At 33.9% G+C, this 19,972-nt stretch carries 24 protein-coding genes; 16 read left to right on the top strand and 8 right to left on the bottom strand.

The window, feature by feature from the left end:
- The first annotated feature begins 39 nt into the window (after positions 1-39).
- The 9 genes from dhaL (at position 40) to BR50_RS04730 (ending at position 8,629) form a co-directional block, all read left to right on the top strand.
- Positions 40-624, top strand: a complete 585-nt coding sequence (gene dhaL / locus BR50_RS04770; protein ID WP_034546761.1) for a dihydroxyacetone kinase subunit DhaL — start codon at positions 40-42, stop codon at positions 622-624.
- The gene (gene dhaM, locus BR50_RS04765; RefSeq protein ID WP_034546759.1) at positions 621-995 is read left to right on the top strand and encodes a dihydroxyacetone kinase phosphoryl donor subunit DhaM; all 375 of its coding nucleotides are present in this window, start codon (positions 621-623) and stop codon (positions 993-995) included. The genes dhaL and dhaM overlap by 4 nt, the downstream gene beginning before the upstream one ends.
- Before the next feature lie 356 nt (positions 996-1,351).
- A complete protein-coding gene (locus BR50_RS04760) occupies positions 1,352-2,263 on the top strand; it encodes an ABC transporter ATP-binding protein (RefSeq protein ID WP_034546757.1) in 912 nt (303 codons plus the stop codon).
- 12 nt (positions 2,264-2,275) lie between these two features.
- Positions 2,276-3,277 carry an ABC transporter permease gene (locus BR50_RS04755; protein ID WP_034546755.1) on the top strand — a complete coding sequence of 334 codons (1,002 nt, stop codon included), beginning with the start codon at positions 2,276-2,278 and terminating at the stop codon, positions 3,275-3,277.
- 23 nt (positions 3,278-3,300) lie between these two features.
- Complete coding sequence (locus BR50_RS04750; protein ID WP_034546753.1) at positions 3,301-4,089, top strand: GDSL-type esterase/lipase family protein; 789 nt, start codon at positions 3,301-3,303, stop codon at positions 4,087-4,089.
- Positions 4,090-4,155: 66 nt separating this feature from the next.
- Complete coding sequence (locus tag BR50_RS04745; RefSeq protein ID WP_034546751.1) at positions 4,156-4,962, top strand: hypothetical protein; 807 nt, start codon at positions 4,156-4,158, stop codon at positions 4,960-4,962.
- 158 nt (positions 4,963-5,120) lie between these two features.
- Positions 5,121-5,996 carry a DUF1295 domain-containing protein gene (locus tag BR50_RS04740; RefSeq protein ID WP_051905743.1) on the top strand — a complete coding sequence of 292 codons (876 nt, stop codon included), beginning with the start codon at positions 5,121-5,123 and terminating at the stop codon, positions 5,994-5,996.
- A 447-nt stretch (positions 5,997-6,443) separates the two neighbouring features.
- A complete protein-coding gene (locus BR50_RS04735; RefSeq protein ID WP_051905742.1) occupies positions 6,444-8,219 on the top strand; it encodes a DegV family protein in 1,776 nt (591 codons plus the stop codon).
- A gap of 11 nt (positions 8,220-8,230) precedes the next feature.
- On the top strand, positions 8,231-8,629 hold the full coding sequence (locus tag BR50_RS04730; protein WP_245792751.1) for a DUF2177 family protein: 399 nt from the start codon (positions 8,231-8,233) through the stop codon (positions 8,627-8,629).
- 362 nt (positions 8,630-8,991) lie between these two features.
- Here the strand turns inward: BR50_RS04730 and BR50_RS04725 are convergent, their stop codons facing one another.
- Together BR50_RS04725 and BR50_RS12405 are read right to left on the bottom strand one after the other, a co-directional pair.
- Complete coding sequence (locus BR50_RS04725) at positions 8,992-9,660, bottom strand: DUF3159 domain-containing protein (protein WP_034546749.1); 669 nt, start codon at positions 9,658-9,660, stop codon at positions 8,992-8,994.
- Positions 9,647-9,994, bottom strand: coding sequence for a DUF1475 family protein (locus tag BR50_RS12405; RefSeq protein WP_051905741.1), 348 nt, complete (start codon positions 9,992-9,994; stop codon positions 9,647-9,649). The genes BR50_RS04725 and BR50_RS12405 overlap by 14 nt, the downstream gene beginning before the upstream one ends.
- Positions 9,995-11,087: 1,093 nt before the next feature.
- On the opposite strand from BR50_RS12405, the gene BR50_RS12740 reads away from it, so the two are divergent.
- Both BR50_RS12740 and BR50_RS04715 read left to right on the top strand, forming a co-directional pair.
- Positions 11,088-11,249 carry a hypothetical protein gene (locus tag BR50_RS12740; protein WP_156097501.1) on the top strand — a complete coding sequence of 54 codons (162 nt, stop codon included), beginning with the start codon at positions 11,088-11,090 and terminating at the stop codon, positions 11,247-11,249.
- Positions 11,239-12,087 carry an SPFH domain-containing protein gene (locus BR50_RS04715; RefSeq protein WP_051905740.1) on the top strand — a complete coding sequence of 283 codons (849 nt, stop codon included), beginning with the start codon at positions 11,239-11,241 and terminating at the stop codon, positions 12,085-12,087. Before BR50_RS12740 ends, BR50_RS04715 begins: the two co-directional genes overlap by 11 nt.
- A 192-nt stretch (positions 12,088-12,279) precedes the next feature.
- Here BR50_RS04715 and BR50_RS04710 read toward each other — a convergent pair whose 3' ends face one another.
- Positions 12,280-12,720, bottom strand: coding sequence for an OsmC family protein (locus tag BR50_RS04710; protein WP_034546745.1), 441 nt, complete (start codon positions 12,718-12,720; stop codon positions 12,280-12,282).
- Positions 12,721-13,069: 349 nt separating this feature from the next.
- Between BR50_RS04710 and BR50_RS12735 the strand changes: the two genes are divergently transcribed.
- The gene (locus BR50_RS12735; protein ID WP_156097500.1) at positions 13,070-13,246 is read left to right on the top strand and encodes a hypothetical protein; all 177 of its coding nucleotides are present in this window, start codon (positions 13,070-13,072) and stop codon (positions 13,244-13,246) included.
- 340 nt (positions 13,247-13,586) lie between these two features.
- On the opposite strand, the gene feoB is transcribed toward BR50_RS12735, so the two are convergent.
- On the bottom strand, positions 13,587-15,485 hold the full coding sequence (gene feoB / locus BR50_RS04705) for a ferrous iron transporter B (protein ID WP_211249820.1): 1,899 nt from the start codon (positions 15,483-15,485) through the stop codon (positions 13,587-13,589).
- Positions 15,475-15,720 carry a FeoA family protein gene (locus BR50_RS04700; RefSeq protein WP_034546741.1) on the bottom strand — a complete coding sequence of 82 codons (246 nt, stop codon included), beginning with the start codon at positions 15,718-15,720 and terminating at the stop codon, positions 15,475-15,477. Before BR50_RS04700 ends, feoB begins: the two co-directional genes overlap by 11 nt.
- Positions 15,721-16,199: 479 nt before the next feature.
- Between BR50_RS04700 and BR50_RS04695 the strand changes: the two genes are divergently transcribed.
- A complete protein-coding gene (locus BR50_RS04695; RefSeq protein ID WP_034546739.1) occupies positions 16,200-16,406 on the top strand; it encodes a hypothetical protein in 207 nt (68 codons plus the stop codon).
- A gap of 77 nt (positions 16,407-16,483) precedes the next feature.
- A complete protein-coding gene (locus BR50_RS13110; RefSeq protein WP_143298332.1) occupies positions 16,484-16,588 on the top strand; it encodes a DUF1541 domain-containing protein in 105 nt (34 codons plus the stop codon).
- Positions 16,589-16,919: 331 nt separating this feature from the next.
- Here the strand turns inward: BR50_RS13110 and BR50_RS04690 are convergent, their stop codons facing one another.
- The gene (locus tag BR50_RS04690) at positions 16,920-17,114 is read right to left on the bottom strand and encodes a hypothetical protein (protein WP_074200252.1); all 195 of its coding nucleotides are present in this window, start codon (positions 17,112-17,114) and stop codon (positions 16,920-16,922) included.
- A 470-nt stretch (positions 17,115-17,584) separates the two neighbouring features.
- Positions 17,585-17,920 carry a winged helix-turn-helix transcriptional regulator gene (locus BR50_RS04685; protein WP_034546737.1) on the bottom strand — a complete coding sequence of 112 codons (336 nt, stop codon included), beginning with the start codon at positions 17,918-17,920 and terminating at the stop codon, positions 17,585-17,587.
- Between the two features lie 162 nt (positions 17,921-18,082).
- Between BR50_RS04685 and BR50_RS04680 the strand changes: the two genes are divergently transcribed.
- A complete protein-coding gene (locus BR50_RS04680; RefSeq protein ID WP_034546735.1) occupies positions 18,083-18,577 on the top strand; it encodes a lactoylglutathione lyase family protein in 495 nt (164 codons plus the stop codon).
- A gap of 265 nt (positions 18,578-18,842) precedes the next feature.
- Here BR50_RS04680 and BR50_RS04675 read toward each other — a convergent pair whose 3' ends face one another.
- Positions 18,843-19,208, bottom strand: a complete 366-nt coding sequence (locus BR50_RS04675; RefSeq protein ID WP_034546733.1) for a DUF7670 domain-containing protein — start codon at positions 19,206-19,208, stop codon at positions 18,843-18,845.
- A 511-nt stretch (positions 19,209-19,719) separates the two neighbouring features.
- Between BR50_RS04675 and BR50_RS04670 the strand changes: the two genes are divergently transcribed.
- Positions 19,720-19,911, top strand: a complete 192-nt coding sequence (locus BR50_RS04670; RefSeq protein ID WP_034546731.1) for a hypothetical protein — start codon at positions 19,720-19,722, stop codon at positions 19,909-19,911.
- The last annotated feature ends 61 nt before the right edge of the window (positions 19,912-19,972 follow it).

The following is a 19,972-nucleotide window of genomic DNA, read 5'->3' as shown; positions in this document are numbered from 1 at the left end:
TGACAGATTATAGGTTATACGAAAGGGGCCAAACCCATAATGGATATACAAACAGGAATTCGTTGGATGGAATTATTTAACGAGAAGATCCAACAAGAAAAAGATTATCTCACGCAGCTGGACACACCGATTGGGGATAGCGATCATGGCAATAATATGTCACGAGGCATGGCTCATGTTGTCAAAGCAATCGACACGCAATCTCCTGATTCACTCGAAGAGCTGTTAAAGCTGGTTACGACTACTTTATTAAGCAAAGTTGGGGGCGCATCAGGTCCACTATATGGTTCAGCTTTTATGGGTATGCTGAAAACATATCAAGGAGATGGATCATCATGGGGCAAAGTACTACAGGGTGGATTAGAAAGCATCCAAAAACGTGGAAAAGCCGAAGTTGGCGATAAGACGATGATCGATGTTTGGGCACCCGTTGTTCAGGCAACAGAAAACGAGCAACTAAGGGATGAAGTTATTGATGAGGCCGTTGAAGCAACGAAACCATTAAAAGCTAAAAAAGGGCGTGCTTCATATGTAGGCGAACGCTCCATTGGACATATCGATCCAGGTGCTTATTCCTCAGCCTTACTATTTCACGCTATGCTAGAAGCGGAGGCTGAACAATGACCAAAACCGGTATTATTATAATCTCCCACGTGTATGAGATTGCAAAAGGAATCGACCGATTACTTCAAGAAGTCGCTAGCGATGTTGATATCAAAGTGATTGGAGGCCTATCTGAAACTGAAATCGGGACAAGTTTTGATAGTATTCTTGAAGTCGTCAACAAACATCCATCGGACAATTTACTTGCCTTTTATGATTTAGGCAGTGCCAAGATGAATTTGGATATGGTGAAAGAGCTTAGTGATAAATCAATCACTATTTACGATGTGCCGATAGTTGAAGGGGCTTATACTGCAGCAGCGCTCTTACAAGCTGGTGTAACCCAAGAGGCCGTTGAACAGCAATTAAAAGAATTACACATCGATAAGTGAAAAATTAGTATGAATCCATTGCTAGAATGGGTAAAAAAAATTATTAAATTTCAGCAACAAATATTCGAAGCATAAAAGTCGATTTTTTAAGATACCAGACTTAAAAAGATACAAATTGTAGTAAGAGTAGTAGTATAGAAACCATAAGGATGGAATCTATACTACTACTTTATTTGATTTTAAATCAACTAACGTAGGTGAAGAATAGCGGTCGCTTATTTGATCAGAAAATCCAACTGTTTTCAGGATGTCGTATTGCATCCAAACAGTGAAAGAAAAGCGACGAAGTAGTCTGATCTAAAAAGAAATTGACGAAAACTCACTGGGATAAAACAATCTTTGAAAAGAGGTTTATTATGGAGACATCGGTATTGAAAGTTTCAAATATAACAAAACGAATCAAGAAAAAGCTAATTATAAAAGATGTCAGTTTTGATATCAAACAGGGGGAAATATTAGGTTTTTTAGGACCCAATGGATCTGGAAAAACAACAACTTTAAGGATGATCGTAGGCTTATCAAAGCCGACTTCCGGAGATATAAAAATCTGTGGGTATTCCATCAAAAAAGATTATATAAAAGCAATGTCTAATGTAGGTTGTATTATTGAAGGTCCTGATCTTTATGATTATATGAGCGGGTATAGGAATCTTGAAATATTAGGTAGTATGTCAACAGGGGTCACTAAAAAAGATATCGATGAAGCTGTAGAGTTAGTCGGTATGGGAAATCGGATCCATGATAAAGTTGAGGTTTATTCAATGGGAATGAAACAAAGAATCGGGTTAGCTCAGGCACTGATCCACAAACCGAAACTGTTGATTTTGGATGAGCCTACAAACGGACTTGATCCTCAAGGCATACATGAGTTTAGAGAAATCGTAAAAAAATTGGCTAAAGAAAAGGGTATTTCAGTGTTGATTTCTTCGCATCTAATTAGTGAAGTTCAATTGATGTGTGATCGAGTCAGTATCATAGATGACGGAAGCATTATTAGAAATGCAGCAATCGATGAAGTTTTAGCTACGGGTGAAGTTGTTTGGACAGTAGATGATCCCAAAAAGACTCAATCCGTCCTTAAAAATAAGTTTGCTATCGAGTCAGCTATTGATGCAAAAAATGTAACAGCATTAGCTAGCGTAGAAAGGCTTTCGGAAATAAATAAAGCTTTATTCAATTCGGGGATAGAAATCAAATATGTTGAAAATAAAAAGAGAACGTTAGAAGATTTATTTTTAACCCTTACAGATAAACATAAAATCGGATAAAGGTGTGATAGCATGATTTCGTTAACACAAAATGAGATAATAAAAATTTTATTAAAGAAAAAAATGCTCCTGATCGTTATGTTACTTCTAATTTTTGTGAGTTTGCTTTCATATGGACAAAAATATTCTTATGATAATAATATAAAAAAATTTGAAGCGGAATCTGGTGGTGTAGCATACGATTGGAAAGCCTTGACTACCCAACGACTCGATGATCTTGAAGAACGGAGTAATAATGAATTCATACCAAAGGAAGTCAGAGCATCGATCGATCGAGAAATTCAGCAATTGAATTATTTTATTGAGAATGATATCAACCCTATAACGCCTACAGCGTCTAAATTTAATGTTCAATTTGTCGAACAAGGGATCACGTTATTTATACCGCTGCTTATTGTGATTTTAGCTGCAGATTTAGTTTCAAATGAATTCTCTAAAAAAACCATTAAAATTTTACTCACGAGAGCAGTACCCAGATGGAAAATATTATTGAGTAAGTATGTAGCACTCATAATTATGACTACGATTCTAGTGTTCATTATTGCTGTCCTAGCTACTTTAGTATCCTATTTGTTTTTTCAACAATGGGGATTTAGTGAACCTATAGTAACCGGGTTTAGTTTAGTTGAGGGTGAATTGAATTCAACTTCAACGATATTGATCTCCCGATTTCAATACACTTTATTGATATATTCGTTGTTGTGGTTTGTGTCTATCGTGATAGCCTCGATAACGCTGATGATCTCAGTGCTAGTTGATAATAGCTCGTCAGCTATAGGTATATTGATGGCAGCTTTAATTGGTGGACAATTTTTACAGTTTTTCTTATCTGAATGGAAATTAGTCAAGTATTTTTTTGTGACAAATTTAGATCTTACTCGCTATTTAACGGGGTCCTATCAGCCGATTGAAGGAATGAGTTTAAACTTTTCGATTCTTACATTAAGTGCTTGGGCGGTATTATCATTGGTAATAAGTTTTACAGTCTTTAATCGCAAAGATGTCTTAGTTTAAATCGACTATTAAGGAGCATAGCTATGTATAAAAAAGTCATATGGCCACTGTTATTAGTGATTTCAATAGTATTATCGATTGTATTTATAACAGGTTTTATTGCCTCTATAGTTGTAAGTAAGAGTGAAGAGAGTGTTCCTACAGAACAACAGTTTGAAAGCTCAACCCTTAAACCAGAAGAAGGAGAGAGTATCTCAGAGGATGCTTCTGAAATACTCATCCTTGGCGACTCGATCGGATTTGGAGTAGGGGATGAAGAAAATTTAGGTATCGGAAAAAGATATCTCGATTTGATTGATGAGGAAGATGGGAATAAAAGAACTATCACGAATATTTCAGTACCAAGCTACGAAAGTAATGAACTCGTAAATTTGATTAAAAGTGCCGAGAATAAAGCTAGTATTTCAAAGGCAAATTTGATCATTATTTCAATTGGAGGAAACGATTTAAACCGCTTAGAGTATGAAGACAGTGTCTCTTTAACACTTGCGTTTGAAGAAGCACTCAAAAACTACAAAGAAAATCTAGCGCTTATTATAAAAGAGATCAGAACCATTAATCCAGATGCACAGCTAGCGTTGATCGGTTTATACGATCCATACAGCAAAGAGGAACCAGAAAAAACTAGATTACTTTTAGAATGGAACTATGAAACGCGTTTAATCATCGATTCAGATGTTAAATTTGCCTATGTACCGACTTATGAATTGTTTAAATACCATTTAACCGAATATCTCTCTCCAGATGAATTTCATCCAAATGGTTCAGGGTATCAAGTAATAGCAGAAGAACTGGATCGGATTTTAAAATAGAGCCGAGGCAATGGTTTATTAATTATCTAAAGTTAGGGTATAATGTATTCATTAAGGAGTGGATGTATGTTTACATTAGGAAGAAATATGGATTTTAGTTATAAAACAAATCAGATGATAGCACTATCATCAGTATTAACAGCTGCTATCGGATGGATGTTGACCAGAAATGTTCTATCAGGTGTTTATATCGGTTTTGGGGTGTTTTTAACGTGGGCGCTCGTTAGAGAACTTGATCCAAAACATGAGTATGCAGCATTTCTAGCTGCTGCATTTTCATTTCTAAATGTGTTTTATTATGAAAATGTTCAGCTCTTAGTGGTTGTTTGGATACTTGTACTTATGAGGATCGTAAATGGGATTACAGGAAAAGAGTTGACCACGTTTGATATATTTTCAGTGCTAGGACTTACTACCTACCTATCTTTAAATAACGGAAACAGTATATACTTAATGGTCTTTATTTTAGCCATGGTCTTTAGCGTAAAAGCTGGAGCAAAAACGAGAGAAGCATTGATAGCTGGTGCGATCAGTATAGGAGTTATTGCAGTAGATCGTTTTTTTATAAACTATTTATCATTCAATAGGATAGATTATTCAAATACTGTATCCTTATTTTTAATCGTTTTAATAGGTCTCTCTCTTATAACGTTTTGGTTTTTATCAAAAGATGAAACCGAAGATGATAGAGGCAACAAAGTAAATAGATCTAAACAATTAGCAAGTCAAATTTTGTATAGCGCGACGGTTCTTTTACTGTTTTTCTTTGGGGGCGCAAGTTTCAACAATTTAATTATCTACTTATCAGCTATATCAGGTGTAATTATTTACTTTATTGGATCTAAAATCCTAAATAGAAATCGTTCTAATTAAAAGGAGGATAAATTTGGGACTAAGTTTAAAGATTTGTCTCGATTACTTATTATATATTAGTGTATAATGAAACTAATATCCCATATGGATGGGACTAGCTAAATTATTTTGTTTTTTTTGGTATAGCACGATGGATAAAAATTTGAAAGAGGTGGAATATGGATAAGAAAAGAATTTTAATTTATACGCTATTACTTTTAGCAACATTAGCAATAGCAACACAAGGATTCACGAATATAGGTTTGGACGGACTACTTGTTCCATTAATTTTTACTTTTGTTTATTTTACGATCATCTTTATTATCGCAACAGTGATTAAAAACAATTCAATTGTCGATATCGGTTGGGGAATGGGCTTCGTTGTGGGAAGTTGGCTCACATTATTTGTCACTGAGGAGCCCACAGTTTTATCATATGCTATTGTTGGATTTATTAGTGTGTGGGGTCTTAGGTTATCATTCCGGTTATTAAAAAGAAATTATGGCAAACCCGAAGATTTCAGATATGCACAGTGGCGCGAAGAGTGGGGTGATCAAGTAGTCATCATCGCCTTTTTCAGAGTGTTCATGATCCAAGGCATTATTAACTTTATCGTTGGATCTGCAAGCTATGTGGTAATCAAATACAACGAATTTAGTTTTGATTCAGCTCACCGCTATTTCGTGTATGCGGCATTGTTCATTTCACTAGTAGGACTGTTCTTTGAAGTAGTTGGTGATGAACAACTAAGACGACACATCAATAAAAAAACACATTCCCTTCTACAATCGGGATTGTGGTCAATCACACGCCATCCAAACTATTTTGGCGAGATCATAATTTGGATCGGATTATATGCTAGTGGTATTACATTGTTCTTTACTAATTCTATCAACCCGTTTTATTATATGTTATTAGTGATCTCACCTATTTTAATGAGTACCGTATTGATCAAAGTATCAACTCCATTGCTAGAGAAGAATATGGAGAAATACGATGGATGGGAAGACTATACCAAAAGAGTTCCAATGCTTTTTCCTTTCACTAAAAAATAATGTAGTATAGCTGAGCGTTAAAAATAGTTTACTAAATGAAGTTTATGAAGCTGTGTGTGGGGAAGGTAGTAGTTACTCCTCACACATGGTTTTTTATGATAATTAATTTTTGTGTCTATTTAAAAAAGAGCCACATAACCAAATTAAACCAATTTGATTTTTTAACTGTATAAATCAGTCAGTTTTAATGACAGACTTATACATTTTAGTGTACAATTTATGTAGATATGTACACTAAACTCATTTAACCATTTTGTTACGTTCGTCAGATAGTTAGACCTATACAAATTTCTTAATAGAGCTATTTAGTTGCTTATAGTATAGGGAATCAACTCTTAGTTAAAGCAACAGGGTAAGCAAAAAGTGATTTCAAATTATTGTATGGACGCAACGTATATCAAAGTGTAATTGACTGATCTGACTGTAACAAAAAGATAGGGGACAAATATGGATACAATAACACACGACGAATTATATAACAGCTTGATCAATGGTGCAAAAGAGGTCATGAACAACCGATTATTCTTAAATAATATTAATGTCTTTCCAGTGGCTGATGGGGATACAGGAAGTAATCTCTTCTCTACTATGAACAGCATCGTTTACCATTCAGAATTAAAAGAAAATACCAAGACAACCTTAGAGTCTATTGCAGATTCAGCTATTATTGGAGCAAGAGGGAATTCGGGTTTGATTTTTGCCCAATACTTTCAAGGATTTAGCGAAGGGATAACGGCAGAAAAAGTCATTACAAAAGAAGCTTTTGTTTTGGCAAGTAAAAACGGGATGGAATATGCCTATCAAGCAGTAGAAAATCCTGTTGAAGGGACAATGCTAACCACCATGACCGTCTTTTATGATGCATTAAGCAAAGAACTAAGTAGTCATGAAACCTTTGATACACTACTTGAAACAGCTTTAAAAAAGGTGGAGGATGCAGTTGAAAACACAACTGATCAGTTAAAAGTTCTAAAGAAATCATTTGTCGTTGATTCAGGGGCTAAAGGATTTGCGTACTTTATCAAAGGCTTTTTAGATGGCATTCAAGGGCGTTTGATTTCAAAGGAAATCACAGAAATAGAAGAAATTATTCCAGCAATCGAACAGCATGATCATGATAATGGTGACTATCGTTATCGGTATTGTACTGAAGCTTTAATTGAGCAGGGGTCAGATGTTGCTGATTTAAAAGGTCTTATATCTGATATTGGTGATTCGATCGTTCAAGTTAAAGGGAAAAAGAAAACTAGATTACACATCCATACTAATGATCCAGCCGAATTGTTTGAACGTCTTTCAGGGCATGGAAAGATCATTGAACAGAAGGTCGATGATATGGTTCAACAGTATGACCGAATCCACAATCGAAAATACAAGACTGTTATTATGACTGATTCGATCGCAGACTTACCAAAAGAGTTGATTGATGACGCACAAGTTCATGTGGTCCATATATCGCTGTTGGTCGGAGAGGAATCGTATATCGATAAGTTAACAGTTACTAATGAAAAACTTTTTGATATAGCTAAGGCAAAAAATATCCACCCAACTTCATCACAACCAACAATCAAGAGTATCGAAAATACTTATCATTATTTATTGTCTTATTATGAGAATGTTGTGGTTTTCTCCGTTGCACAAGCATTAAGCGGGACCTATAATGTTTTTTCAAAAGCTGCTGAAAAGTTCAATGAGAACAAGCAAGCAATCCATATCATAGATACGAAACAAAATTCCGTTGCGGAAGGATTAATCGTTTGGCAAGCGATTGAGAACTTAAGAGCTGATAAATCAGTTGATGAGATTTTGTCAGCTGCAGCACAATCGATTAACCAGTCTAAAATCTTGGTTAAAATCAATACGCTGGATAATATGATCGCTTCAGGGAGACTAAGTGTGCGCGCAGGTGGGATCGCCAAGAAAGTAGGGTTAAAACCGATCATCACCTTGGATGAAAAGGGTGAAGGTAAGATTTTTAAGATTGCTTTTGACCCCAACAGAGCACTTAAAAAAATCCTGAAACACATGAAACATATCAACGAAACAAAAGGGATCGAACACTACGCTGTTACATATGTAGATGATCCTCAGTTAGGGAAAGAATTTGCTGATGCACTGAATAATACATTAAATAAAGAACCAGAATACATTACGAATAGTTCCGGAGTGATCGCATTAGGTGCTGGTGTTGGTGCCGTTGCAGTGGCGTACATTACTAAATAGGAGGTTGTCTAATGATGGAATATGTTATTATTTACATGATCACGCTTGCCGTATTTTTCTTAATTGATATAGTTTGGTTAGCTCTAATTGCCAATAAGTTATATAAAGATCAAATTGGCTTTATTATGAAAGATAAACCTAATTGGATAGCAGCTATCATATTTTATTTGATTTTTGTCCTTGGATTAGTATTCTTTGTTATTGACCCAGCTTTATTGTCAGAAAGCATACTTGAAGCACTGCTAAGAGGGATGTTCTTTGGTTTTATTACTTACGCAACTTATGATTTGACCAATTTAGCAACGCTCGATAAATGGCCATTAAAAATTACTATTATCGATTTGACTTGGGGTACAACTTTAGGCGGACTCGTATCAATTATTAGTTATTATTTTTCTGCTATGCTTTAAATAAAAAAATGCAATCAAAAAAAGCACGTATCTCTTAAGATACGTGCTTTTAATATAGGTTCTGCGTCAAATAGTATTGGTGTTTCAAAAGAAATTTCTTCTGGAAAAACGGATTTGCTTGTGTGGCCATGGGAAAGCTTGAAGCCTAAAAGGAAGTTGTCATGGTTGTTGCTGCTTTAGCAGCTTACAAACATGATACACTTGGGCGATATTTGCCCACAGTGCTTCATTTTAGGCTACAAGCAACCCTATTCCGCCAGAAATTTCAAGTAAGTGATCAACTGATCTATTAACACCAAAAATTATAGACCTTGAAAAAGCACGTATCGCTTGAGATACGTGCTTTTAATATGGAGGCTATGTTAAAACCCTTTTTTCTGGCCTTCAAAAGGAGGTTTTTTTCCGTTTAAAAATTCTTCAACGCTTGGACCTGATAATTTTCTCAGACCTTTAATTCCTAATACATAAGTGGAAATAAGGAGAATTATAGTCATCGGCCAACCCAAAATAGAATTGATATAAAAATAAATCGCGAATTCGCCCATTAAAAATAGCGGAACTTGTATGCTTAGTCGGAGCATAAAATAAGCAGCCCACATTATCGTGACGTTTCGATAAGCAGGACGAATATCGTCTCGCAAGTACCATTCGATTGGCCATCCTCTGGTTAAATGACTCAACAAAGCGGCCATTGGGCGGCGAATAACAAGAGACACAACGCATGCGATGACAATCAGGCTTGTTGTAATTAAACCTGGAAGATAATAATTGATTGCATCTCCAGACAATAAACTAAATCCAATAGAAAGCAAGACACCTCCTACGCCAACTAGAACGTATTTTTTTGTATGACCTTTAATTATTCTATATAGGATGACGAGAAGCAGGTAAAGCAGGGTTACCCCACTAGCAAGCTCAAGAGACAGGAACTGATTAGCTAGAAAAAATATCAACGGGGGGAAGAGAGCATCGATTGTTTTTTTCTCAAATACAAGTGAAAGTTGTTCTAGCCACTCTTTAATTTTCTCCATCACTAACACTCCTCTGTACGCCATGGAAAGCGACTGACCAGTCTCCTTTTGACTCATACAGTGCTTTTAAAACATAAATACTGCCTATGAAAAAACCAAATATCATCATTGTGACAACCCAGATGATGGTTTTCCACATAGTTTTTTCCCGGTAGACGATCCATATTGAAAATAGGGTGAATCCTACGTATAGATCGATCATAGACATGATTCCCCATGGATTTTCGAGTAATGTTCCACCGTCAACCAAAAAATCCCCATTTACGAATGCATTAACCAATCCGGCTGTCATAGCCAGCAAGCAAATCCATGCAACGATTTTTGCAGCTTTCATTTTGTTTTCCTCCTTTAAATAAAGTGTTTTATAAATCTACTGATTTTCTTGATTTTTCTACCAAATAAAAGCTGTTTTTTAACCAATAATAGTGCTTTGATTTTACCATACTCAGCGCAGTAAAAACGGGAAATAGAATTTGTTAGTACTAAATATAGGATGTCCTGATAAAATGAATAAGGAATCAGCAAGTTTATAAATATTCCTATAAACTAAGAAAGAGTACTTCAAAAATTATTTGGTTCTATAATTTTTAGTGTTGATAGATTTAATCGAATTACTTACCCAAAATTTCTGGAGGAATAGGGTTGCTTGTAGCCATGTGTAAGATTCAATGAGAATTACAAAACGTTGGCGCTTTAGCGATTATGTTTTGTTTGAAGCTTGAAAGTCTGTAAAACTACAGGCTTACAAGCGGTCCAATGGCTCCACAAGCAAACCCGTCCATTCCAGAAGAAATTTTATTTTGAAGTATCCATACCATTTGACGAAGAGCCAATTATTTGGGAGCACTCTTTTTTCAAATAAGGACAATCTAAATTGTAGCTACTACTAATTGAATTGTATTTTTTGAAGCATAAGGATTGATCTAATATGTGCAAAAATAAATGCTAATAAACTCTATATGCATCTCCTTTTACAACAGTACTCACACCACCTGTTAGTTCTCCAGGTAAATATTCTTTCGTATCAGATCGACTTAGCTACTGCACGAAATGTTTCGTAGGCCATAAAAATAACTTCTTATTAATTTAATAGCTTCATTGTATTATGAAAACGTTGTTTTTTCTGGGTCGTTAACCGGAGAAACAGAAAAATTTATAATTGAAGTAGTATTTTTTGAAAATGAAATATGATGTACTAAACAAAAAACATGTAATATATAACAGGTTAAATAAATTCTTTTATTAATATCAGCTTGGAATCTGAGGATGAATCATCATCAGAGTGGGTTACTATAATATTTGAATTGAAAAGTAAGCGATTTTCATGTAAGGTTGCCATTGTGAGAACCCATTTTATTGGTGTTTTTCATCAAGCGTATATACTTAGTTAGATAGAAGTACTAAATGAAAGGAGCGCGGTAGTCATTATGTTAAGAATGGCGGTATTCGTAATCATTGCTGTGGTTATCGTTTTTTTAATCATCCTGCCTTTATTGAATAAATTATTTTCAGTAGTAGAGAACATCGAACATGTAGCAGAGAAACAAAATTTGAAACAAGAAAAGGATGAAGAGAAAGATGAGTTATAAAGCAATTAAAAATTTAGTTATTAGTCTTATTTTAGCAATTGTATTGGTGTTTGGATTTTTATTATTTGTAGAAAAAGTTGACGAAGGTAAAGTAGCTGTTGTTTATTCCCCTTCAGGTGGGAGCAAGGAAGTCCTTAGCGCCGGTTGGCACCTAATTGGTTTGATGGAGAAAACAACTGAGTACCCAATACGTGTTCAAACAATGAAAAATAGTGTATCCGTAAGTACAACAGACGGAAAGAAATTGAAAATGTCTGTGCGTTACCAAATGCAGGTAGACAAGAAAAAAGTTCTAAATATCTTTAAAGAGTTAGGCTCTCAAAATGTAGAAGATATTCAAGAGGGTTACTTGTATAACAAACTTTACAAATCCTCTCGCGATGTTGTGAGTAGTTACACCGTTCTTGATATTTATGGTTCTAAATCCGGTGAGGCTTCTCAAGCGATAACAGATAAGTTTGCTGAAGAAGTGAAAGATATGGGGTTTATCATCACAGATGTAACACTGGGTACTCCTGAAGCAGATGCTGAAACACAAAAAAGCATCGATGCACGTGTTAAGGCTTCTCAAGAAAATGAATTAAAGAAAACACAAATCGAGAATGCCAAATTAGACTCTGAACAAAAACGGATCGTTGCAGAAGGTGAAGCCGCTGCTGGTATTATTCAAGCAGAAGGTGAAGCTAAAGCAAACGAAGTGTTACAACAATCTATTTCTCCTGAATTGTTGCAAAAAGAGTACATCGAAAAATGGGACGGAAAAGAACCATTGGTTAAAGGAGAAGGTACTTCAGCCATAATTAATGTTCCAGAACAAGAGACAGAGAAAAAAGAATAACCATTTAAAAAAGAGTGCCGAAGAGTTTCTAAAAGTAGCTACCCCAAAAGTTAGAGTGAAATCTAAATTTTTTGGGTAGCTATTTTTTAATAGTATTGTAGATACACAACTAAAAAAACACTCCAAAAATTAGTTTTTTTCTAATTTCTAGGGTGCAATATAAGATGAAAGGAATTTTTTTTAATTCATAGTTTATAATTTATGGATTTCTGATTCAGTCTTAGGTGCATTTTTAATAGTATCAGCTACTGGACAAGTACGATCGATAAAAGCGATAAAATCTGAAATTTCTTCATCAGTATTATCAGCTTTAATATAAAATTTAGAAACGATTGCAGAATAGCCTATTTTAGCTGCTTTATTTTTCCCCATAAAACCATCAGGATCTAATACTCCATCTATTTCTACACGGATATCGTTTAAATTTATGCCATGCGCTTTAGCGAAAGACTGAGCTACAATAACTTTACATGCCCCAAGAGAGGATAATAAAGCTTCTACCGGATTCATTCCTTCATTTGATCCGCCTAAATTTTTTGGTTCATCTAAAATAAATTCAAAATTCCTTGATGTACATGAAACTTTCATTCCACCCATTGATTGAGCTACTGCACGAAATGTTTCTTTTGCCATAAAAATAACCTCCTCTTAATGTGATAATTTCATTGTATCATGAAAACGTTATCTTTGCCCGTTAAGTCACATGAGAAACAGGAAAATTAATATTTTTGAACTTTTTTGCAGAAAATAAAAATCCTTTGTGCAATTGAATTCCTGATTTTGTTATATAATGAAATTGACTTAAGATTCTCTACTTAAACCATTTATTTAGTACATTTTTTTGTGATAGATCCCTTGCTAGGTGGGGTACTTAAATCAATCAATATTATTAAAAATCGATTAATTTAGGTGCTATAAAAACAATAAATTTAAAAAATAAAAGGCTTTTAAAAAAACATAATGGCCACTTTGGAGGGTATGTATGAAAAAAGAAACAGGAACTTTAATTGGTCTTTTACTATTTATCATTTTAATAACTGCTAAACTATGGTTAAAAGCAACATTCGAAATTCAACTACTTGGTTTGGTAACTTTAATTGCAGTTTCTTGGTTCTTGAAATATGAAATTATGAAAAGAATCAAACGGAAAGTAAAATAAAAAAAATAGTACAATGGAGTACCCATAAGGACATGCAGCATCAAAATGAGAATGAAGAAGCAAATTTGAGTAATACTGATATTAGCACTACTAACATATGTATTAAGAAGTGCTAAAGGATTTTCAAATGGTGTAGATTATATATATTTTAGTTTGTTCGTTTGATTAGGCTGTTGGTTTTCTTATACGAATTATAAAAATAAATCTAAATAGTCATAGCAATGAGACTCATTTTTGTTTGTTATGCCACACAATTATGTGCTAAAGACCGATATAAAAAAAGAACCCTATTGTAATAGGATTCCTGACACATGTTTTTAACCTGCTTAATTCTTTTATTTTAAACTAAATGAAAAAGATGGGCTAAAAAGGTAATAATCATAGTTGTTGCAATCCCCATTACGGTAGGCACTAAGAAAGATATCCATGTCCATTTAGCACTTTTCGTTTCTTTGTATATCGTCAATAAAGTTGTAGAACAAGGCCAGTGGTAAAGTGTAAATAAAATAGTATTCACGGCGGTTAACCAAGTCCAACCGTTATCTAACAAAAGCGTTTTAAATTGATCTAGTGAGTCGAACTCAAAAAGCGTTGCTTTACTTAAATAACCCATGACCATAATTGGGATAACAATTTCATTAGCAGGAAAACCTAGGATAAAAGCCATCAGTATTGTTCCATCCAAGCCCATTAAACGAGCAAACGGATCAATTGCGGTTGTTACCAAAGTTAATATACTAGAATCACCGATCATCACATTGGCCATTACCCAAATAACTAAACCTGCTGGTGCAGCAACGATAATTGCACGCGATAAAACAAATAATGCTTTGTCAAAAATAGAGCGAACAATAACTGATCCAAATTGCGGTTTACGATAAGGTGGTAATTCTAAGGTGAATGAAGAAGGAACGCCTTTTAAAATAGTTTTAGAGAGTAATTGAGAAGTCCAAAAAGTCGTTAATACACCTAATATGACGGTACTTGCTAGAATAACAGCTGAAAGTAAACTACTCCCCAAACTTATTGAGCTTCCGACAAAAAACATAGTAATAATTGAAATCAAAATAGGAAAGCGTCCATTACATGGAACAAAATTATTTGTTACAATAGCAATCAATTTTTCTCTAGGAGAATTGATGATTCTGGTTCCTGTTATACCTGCTGCATTACAACCAAATCCCATACACATCGTTAATGCTTGCTTGCCACATGCTCCGGCATTTGCAAAATATTTGTCTAAGTTAAATGCGACACGCGGTAAATAACCAAAATCTTCTAATAAAGTAAATAATGGAAAGAAAATAGCCATTGGGGGCAGCATCACTGAAATAACTGTTGAGAGAACATTATAAATTCCATCCATTAATGCCCCTCTTAACCACTCAGGCATATTAATAGAAACAGCAAATTGATTCAAATAAACACCTATTGTGCCGAACATATTTGCTAAAGCATTTGATGGTGCATTAGCTCCTTGTATCGTTAACCAAAAAACAACCACTAACAATAAGATCATAATTGGAATACCGGTTAATTTTTGCGTTAAAATCTTATCTAACTTACGATCACGGCGATTATGGTCTTTTTTTGTGAAACTAATCACATCATTAGCTATGACTGTAGCTCGATCTAACAAGGCCTTTGTATTCTCTTCTTGATTTTCCTTTAAACTAACTAAGGCTTTTTTCATATATGGATTCATTTTAATTTCTTCAGAGACTACTTTATCTAAAGCAGACATCAAGCTGTCTAATCCCTCATTTTGGCGTGCTGCTGTAGCAATAACAGGGACACCTAATAATGACTGCAATTTTTCTATGTTAATTTCTATTCCTTTTTTACGTGCTTCATCGATTAAGTTAACACAAACCACTACTTTATCCGACATTTGCATGATCTGCAGCACTAAATTCAGGTTGCGTTCTAATGAGGTAGCATCACAAACACAAATAGTTGCTTCGGATAAATCAGATTGGATAAAATCTTGTGCAACTTCTTCTTCTTCAGAATTAGAGGAGAGAGAATAGGTCCCTGGTAGATCTACTAAACAATAATAGGTATTTTTGTGTTGACTCGTTCCTTCTGCAATACCAACTGTTTTACCAGGCCAATTACCTGTATGTTGTTTTAAACCGGTTAATTGGTTAAAAACCGTACTTTTTCCAACATTAGGATTTCCTGCTAACGAAATAACATGACCATTTTTTTCGTTGTGCAACACAAATTCATCTGACATCATTTTTCTCCTTTAGTGCTACTTTTATATATTTGGCATCTTCATTACGGATTGCGATAACCGTTCCTCTTACTTCAAAAGCTTTCGGATCTTTCTTAGGACTAACCAATACCAATTTGACTGTTCCACCTGGATAAAAACCTAAATCCATTAATCGTTGTTGCATTTGTGCATCAGGATGAGCAATTTCGGTCACTACTACCAGATCATCTTTATCTAACTTTGACAACTCCATTAAAAAAACTCCTTTTATTGTTAAGGCATACCTAACTTTATTTAATTGTACGCCTTAATCATCGAGGGCACAATATCTTTTTTTTTATAAAACACATTCATTTTTGGTTGTTTGATCTACTATTACGCATCAAATCATATGAAACCGTTCTCGTTTTATTTTTATATTCCTCATTTTTTACGCGAATATAAAAATAGAACCTTGGATTAGCAAGTTTCTTGATACATGTCTGTATCCAATTTCATGTATTATTTTTTTAAAGGATGAATTACAGTATTAGATGCAACAGCTTTTCCATAAACGCTTCGTAAGATGTTTTCCAATCTAGCTATTTGCTTTCTTAATTTTTATCAAAAATAAAATTAGTTTGAATGAATTCTTTTTATAAAGTTGATTCTTTGATTTTTCGGTATAAAAAAGTTAAACTCTAAGTATAATTTCACAAACGCAAACAGCAAATAAAGAAAGGAAGGTATATTATGAATAAAAAGAAAATCGTTACTGGGATGATAACCTTATCCTCTTTAACTCTGCTAGCAGCTTGCTCACCTCAAGATAATGAAAATCAGGAGTCCGATGATACAAGTGGACAATCCAGTATTCCAGCCGCTGAAAATAGTTCCGATTCTCAAATGATGAATGAACCAGGAGATATGGATAATAATATGGACGACAATGGGTATTAAAAGAAGAAATACCAGAGGCGTGCAATCAAGAAGAACATTTAAGTGAATGAACAGAAGTAACTTTAGAGACAAGCCACATGGAAGGTGTGACTGCCACCATATATTCTGTTGAAAAGACAACAGTTTACATTTTGGAATATCTACAAACAGATGGTGGGGAAATGGCCAAAAACAGAAGATGAATTATCACAAGAATAGAGGATAGAGAAAGATTATTCGTACAATTATTTAAGACTATTCTAGTACTAAAGGCTCTATCTAATAGTTCTATTAGGTAGAGCCTTTTTATATGCGAGACAAAATAAATGTGGTACCACATAGAAATAGTGAAAATGGATCAAAAATTATGAAATACATAAATAGGAAAAGGTAAAATTTAATAAATTATTAGACGTATATGTACTAGGGCGTGTCTTAAAACTATTTCGTCAAGAGAAAAATAGCCGTTATATACAAAGGCTAAGTAGGACTTTACAAGATCATCCTAACGTGTCACGATATGACGGAAATGCTTTAATCATAAAAAAAACACTTAACTAAAAGACGTTCTTTATACATCCACCAATCGATATCCCAAGGTTCTTTTGTATTTTTCTTTAATGTAATGGTGTAGATCGCATCGTGATCACTCACATAAGTTCGAAAACCTAAAGAGCCGTAAGCACGATTGCCAATGATATCACTGCCTTTTATTGTACCAGGAACCATCTTAGGAGTCAGTTTTAAGACACACCCTAATTAAAATCTCTATTTTAGTACTTGTTTAAGAAATAAAAGAGTGTCTAGACACGTAATTTCTAATTCAAATCATTCAACAAAATATTAATGAAAATGCAATTATCGCCCTAAAAATCCAACTAAATAAAAATGTAGCAACTTTTTCTGATAGTGAAGTATGTGGATCAATAGCAGATGAAGTACTAGCTATCGATAAAGAAGATGGGTGGGGGTAAAATTTGTACCAAATTGAATGGACAGAATACTCAAGAGATGATTACGATAAGCTTGATGGAAGCCAAAATATTTTTGTTGATAAGGTTCTTAATCGTATAAACTAATTAAATAAGAGCTCTAACACTCTAATGAAAAGTGTTAGAGCTCTTATTTTGCGATACATGATTCTATACAATTTCATGTATTACTTTTAATGAAATAAGATTCCTGATTAAAAAATCTGTTTATAAAGTGATATTATTTTCTTCCGCATAAGACTCAGTCCAGTCACATAGACTATTTATGATTGGAATCAGACTCTCACCATAAGAAGTAAGTGAGTATTCTACTTTAGGAGGTACAGTTGGATACACTTTTCTAGAAATAATATGACTAACTTCTAATTCTCTTAACTGTTCTGTAAGTATTTTTTGTGTGATCGTCGGTATTAAACGTCTAAGTTCGGTAAATCTTTTTGTGTTGTCTATTAAATACCAAAGAATGACTAATTTCCATTTTCCACCTATCAAATCTATGGTAAGTCCCAAAGAACAGATATAGCTAGTTTTAATTTTTCCCATTTCAGCCTCCTGGACTAATCCATTAGTATCCTTTTAGTAACTCCCCCACAAAATTGTGCCGTATTGTTCTCATAAAAGATTCGATTTACAATAGTTGATGTTAAAGGAAAAAGATACAGCATAATAATACCATAAATTTGTTGTACAGGTAGGAGAGATTAGATGATGTATCCAAGAGCATTTTCACATATTGGACTATCCGTTCCGGATGTAGATAAAGCTATAAATTTTTATAAAGAGGTTATGGGCTGGTATATTGTTATGCTGCCGTCTGATGTAGTGGAAGAAAGTGAAACAGCTATTGGACAGATGTGTATAGATGTTTTTGGGGAAGGTTGGGGAAATTTACGGATTGCTCACATGGTAACATCAGATGGAATCGGTGTAGAGGTCTTTGGATTTCCAAATAGTGAGAGCCCAGCAAATAATTTTGAATACTGGAAAACTGGAGTATTCCATTTTAGTGTTCAAGACCCAGATGTAGAAGGCATGGTTGAAAGAATCGTAGCTCATGGTGGCAAACAAAGAATGCCAATTAGAGAGTATTATCCGAATGAAAAACCTTATAAAATGTGTTATGTAGAAGATCCATTTGGTATTGTATTTGAGATTTATAGTCATAGCTACGAAGTAACTTATTCATCAGGAGCTTATTAAACAAGTAAACGTGGCAAAAAGAAGATAGGACGTTACTAGATAAAAACATAAAAATAGTTTCATTCATTAGAAAACTGATGAATGAATGAAACTATTTTTGTGTTGCGGTAGAAGAGCTAGCCTAAGGGAGAAAACTTCTGATGATGTACTTTCTCATGTTAAATGTCGTAAAAGCAAATTATAGTTTGTTTTTATATATTTTTTACCACGAAAAACATTATATGTTTACCGTAATATCTTCATAAGATAATATTCAAATTCCAACTTATTTTTTCCGGTTTTTAAACCAACTTATAGCGAATAAAACCCCAACAAAAAGTGGAACAATTCCAATTGGGAAATCTCCCCATTCAAAATAGACAAGAAAAAATACTCCTGTTAGAAAAAATCCTATTGCACCGGCAAGTTCGTATTTCCAGGCTACTATCAGTATAATCAACAAAGGGATACTCGTCAGAATATTATCTGAAAAGAAATTATTAAGTTTATAGCTTTCCTTCTTTAATGACTCCCATACTAAGAATATAATATCTAATATTGCTACAATTCTTGCCGCCCAATAAAAAAATGTGTTTTTTTTCGAAGTACAATTGCAATAAGTATTAACAAAGCCAAGAATAGTAATGGCCAATATGTGCCTATAAAATCAAACATGATTTATTCCTCCTTTGCTCTATTTAATGGCCCATTATTATTGAAATGCAAGCTCTGAATTAAAGTTTATACTATTTTACCAACCCGATGTAACTCTTAAACATATTATACCATTAGAGAATATTTCTAAAAAACTATAACCATAATAAAAGGTGAGGGCTGTGAGTTGGCATCAATCGTTGCTGTAATTCATAACATCATAAATTTATTTTTTAGGTAAAAATCTTATCTTATTGTCCTGAATAATTCATATAATTTTAAATAACTATTACTAGCAGTGCTATTGTAAGCACAGCAGCTTTTTAGGATCGCAAACTACTTATAAAAATGAGTAATAGATAAAAAAAGAATGTTGTTCTATTAAGGTTCTGGATACATGTTTTTATGTAAGTTCATGTGTTCTTAGTATAAGCTTTAAAGACCATGGAAATGCTCACTTTTTTTGTTATTATCAAATTAATATCTTTTTTTTATTCAGGAGGGGTTAAGTGAATGTGATAAAAAGACTATGGAATTTTTTAAATGCTCCCACTATATTATGGGGTTACGTTGTTGGTTCTTTACCAATGTTTTTTGTAGCATTTGATCTCGAAGGAACTATTGGTAAAACAATCTATATATTATTTGTTATCATTATTTATTCCAAAGTAATTGAAAAATATATACTCAAAAAGACTTGAATACTAAATTATATTTGCTTGTAGAATAGCCGGAAATGACGTACCTACAACATCGGTAAAT

The sequence above is a fragment of the Carnobacterium alterfunditum DSM 5972 genome, from assembly GCF_000744115.1.
GTDB lineage: Bacteria > Bacillota > Bacilli > Lactobacillales > Carnobacteriaceae > Carnobacterium_B > Carnobacterium_B alterfunditum.
This window is presented reverse-complemented; position numbering and strand designations above follow the sequence as displayed.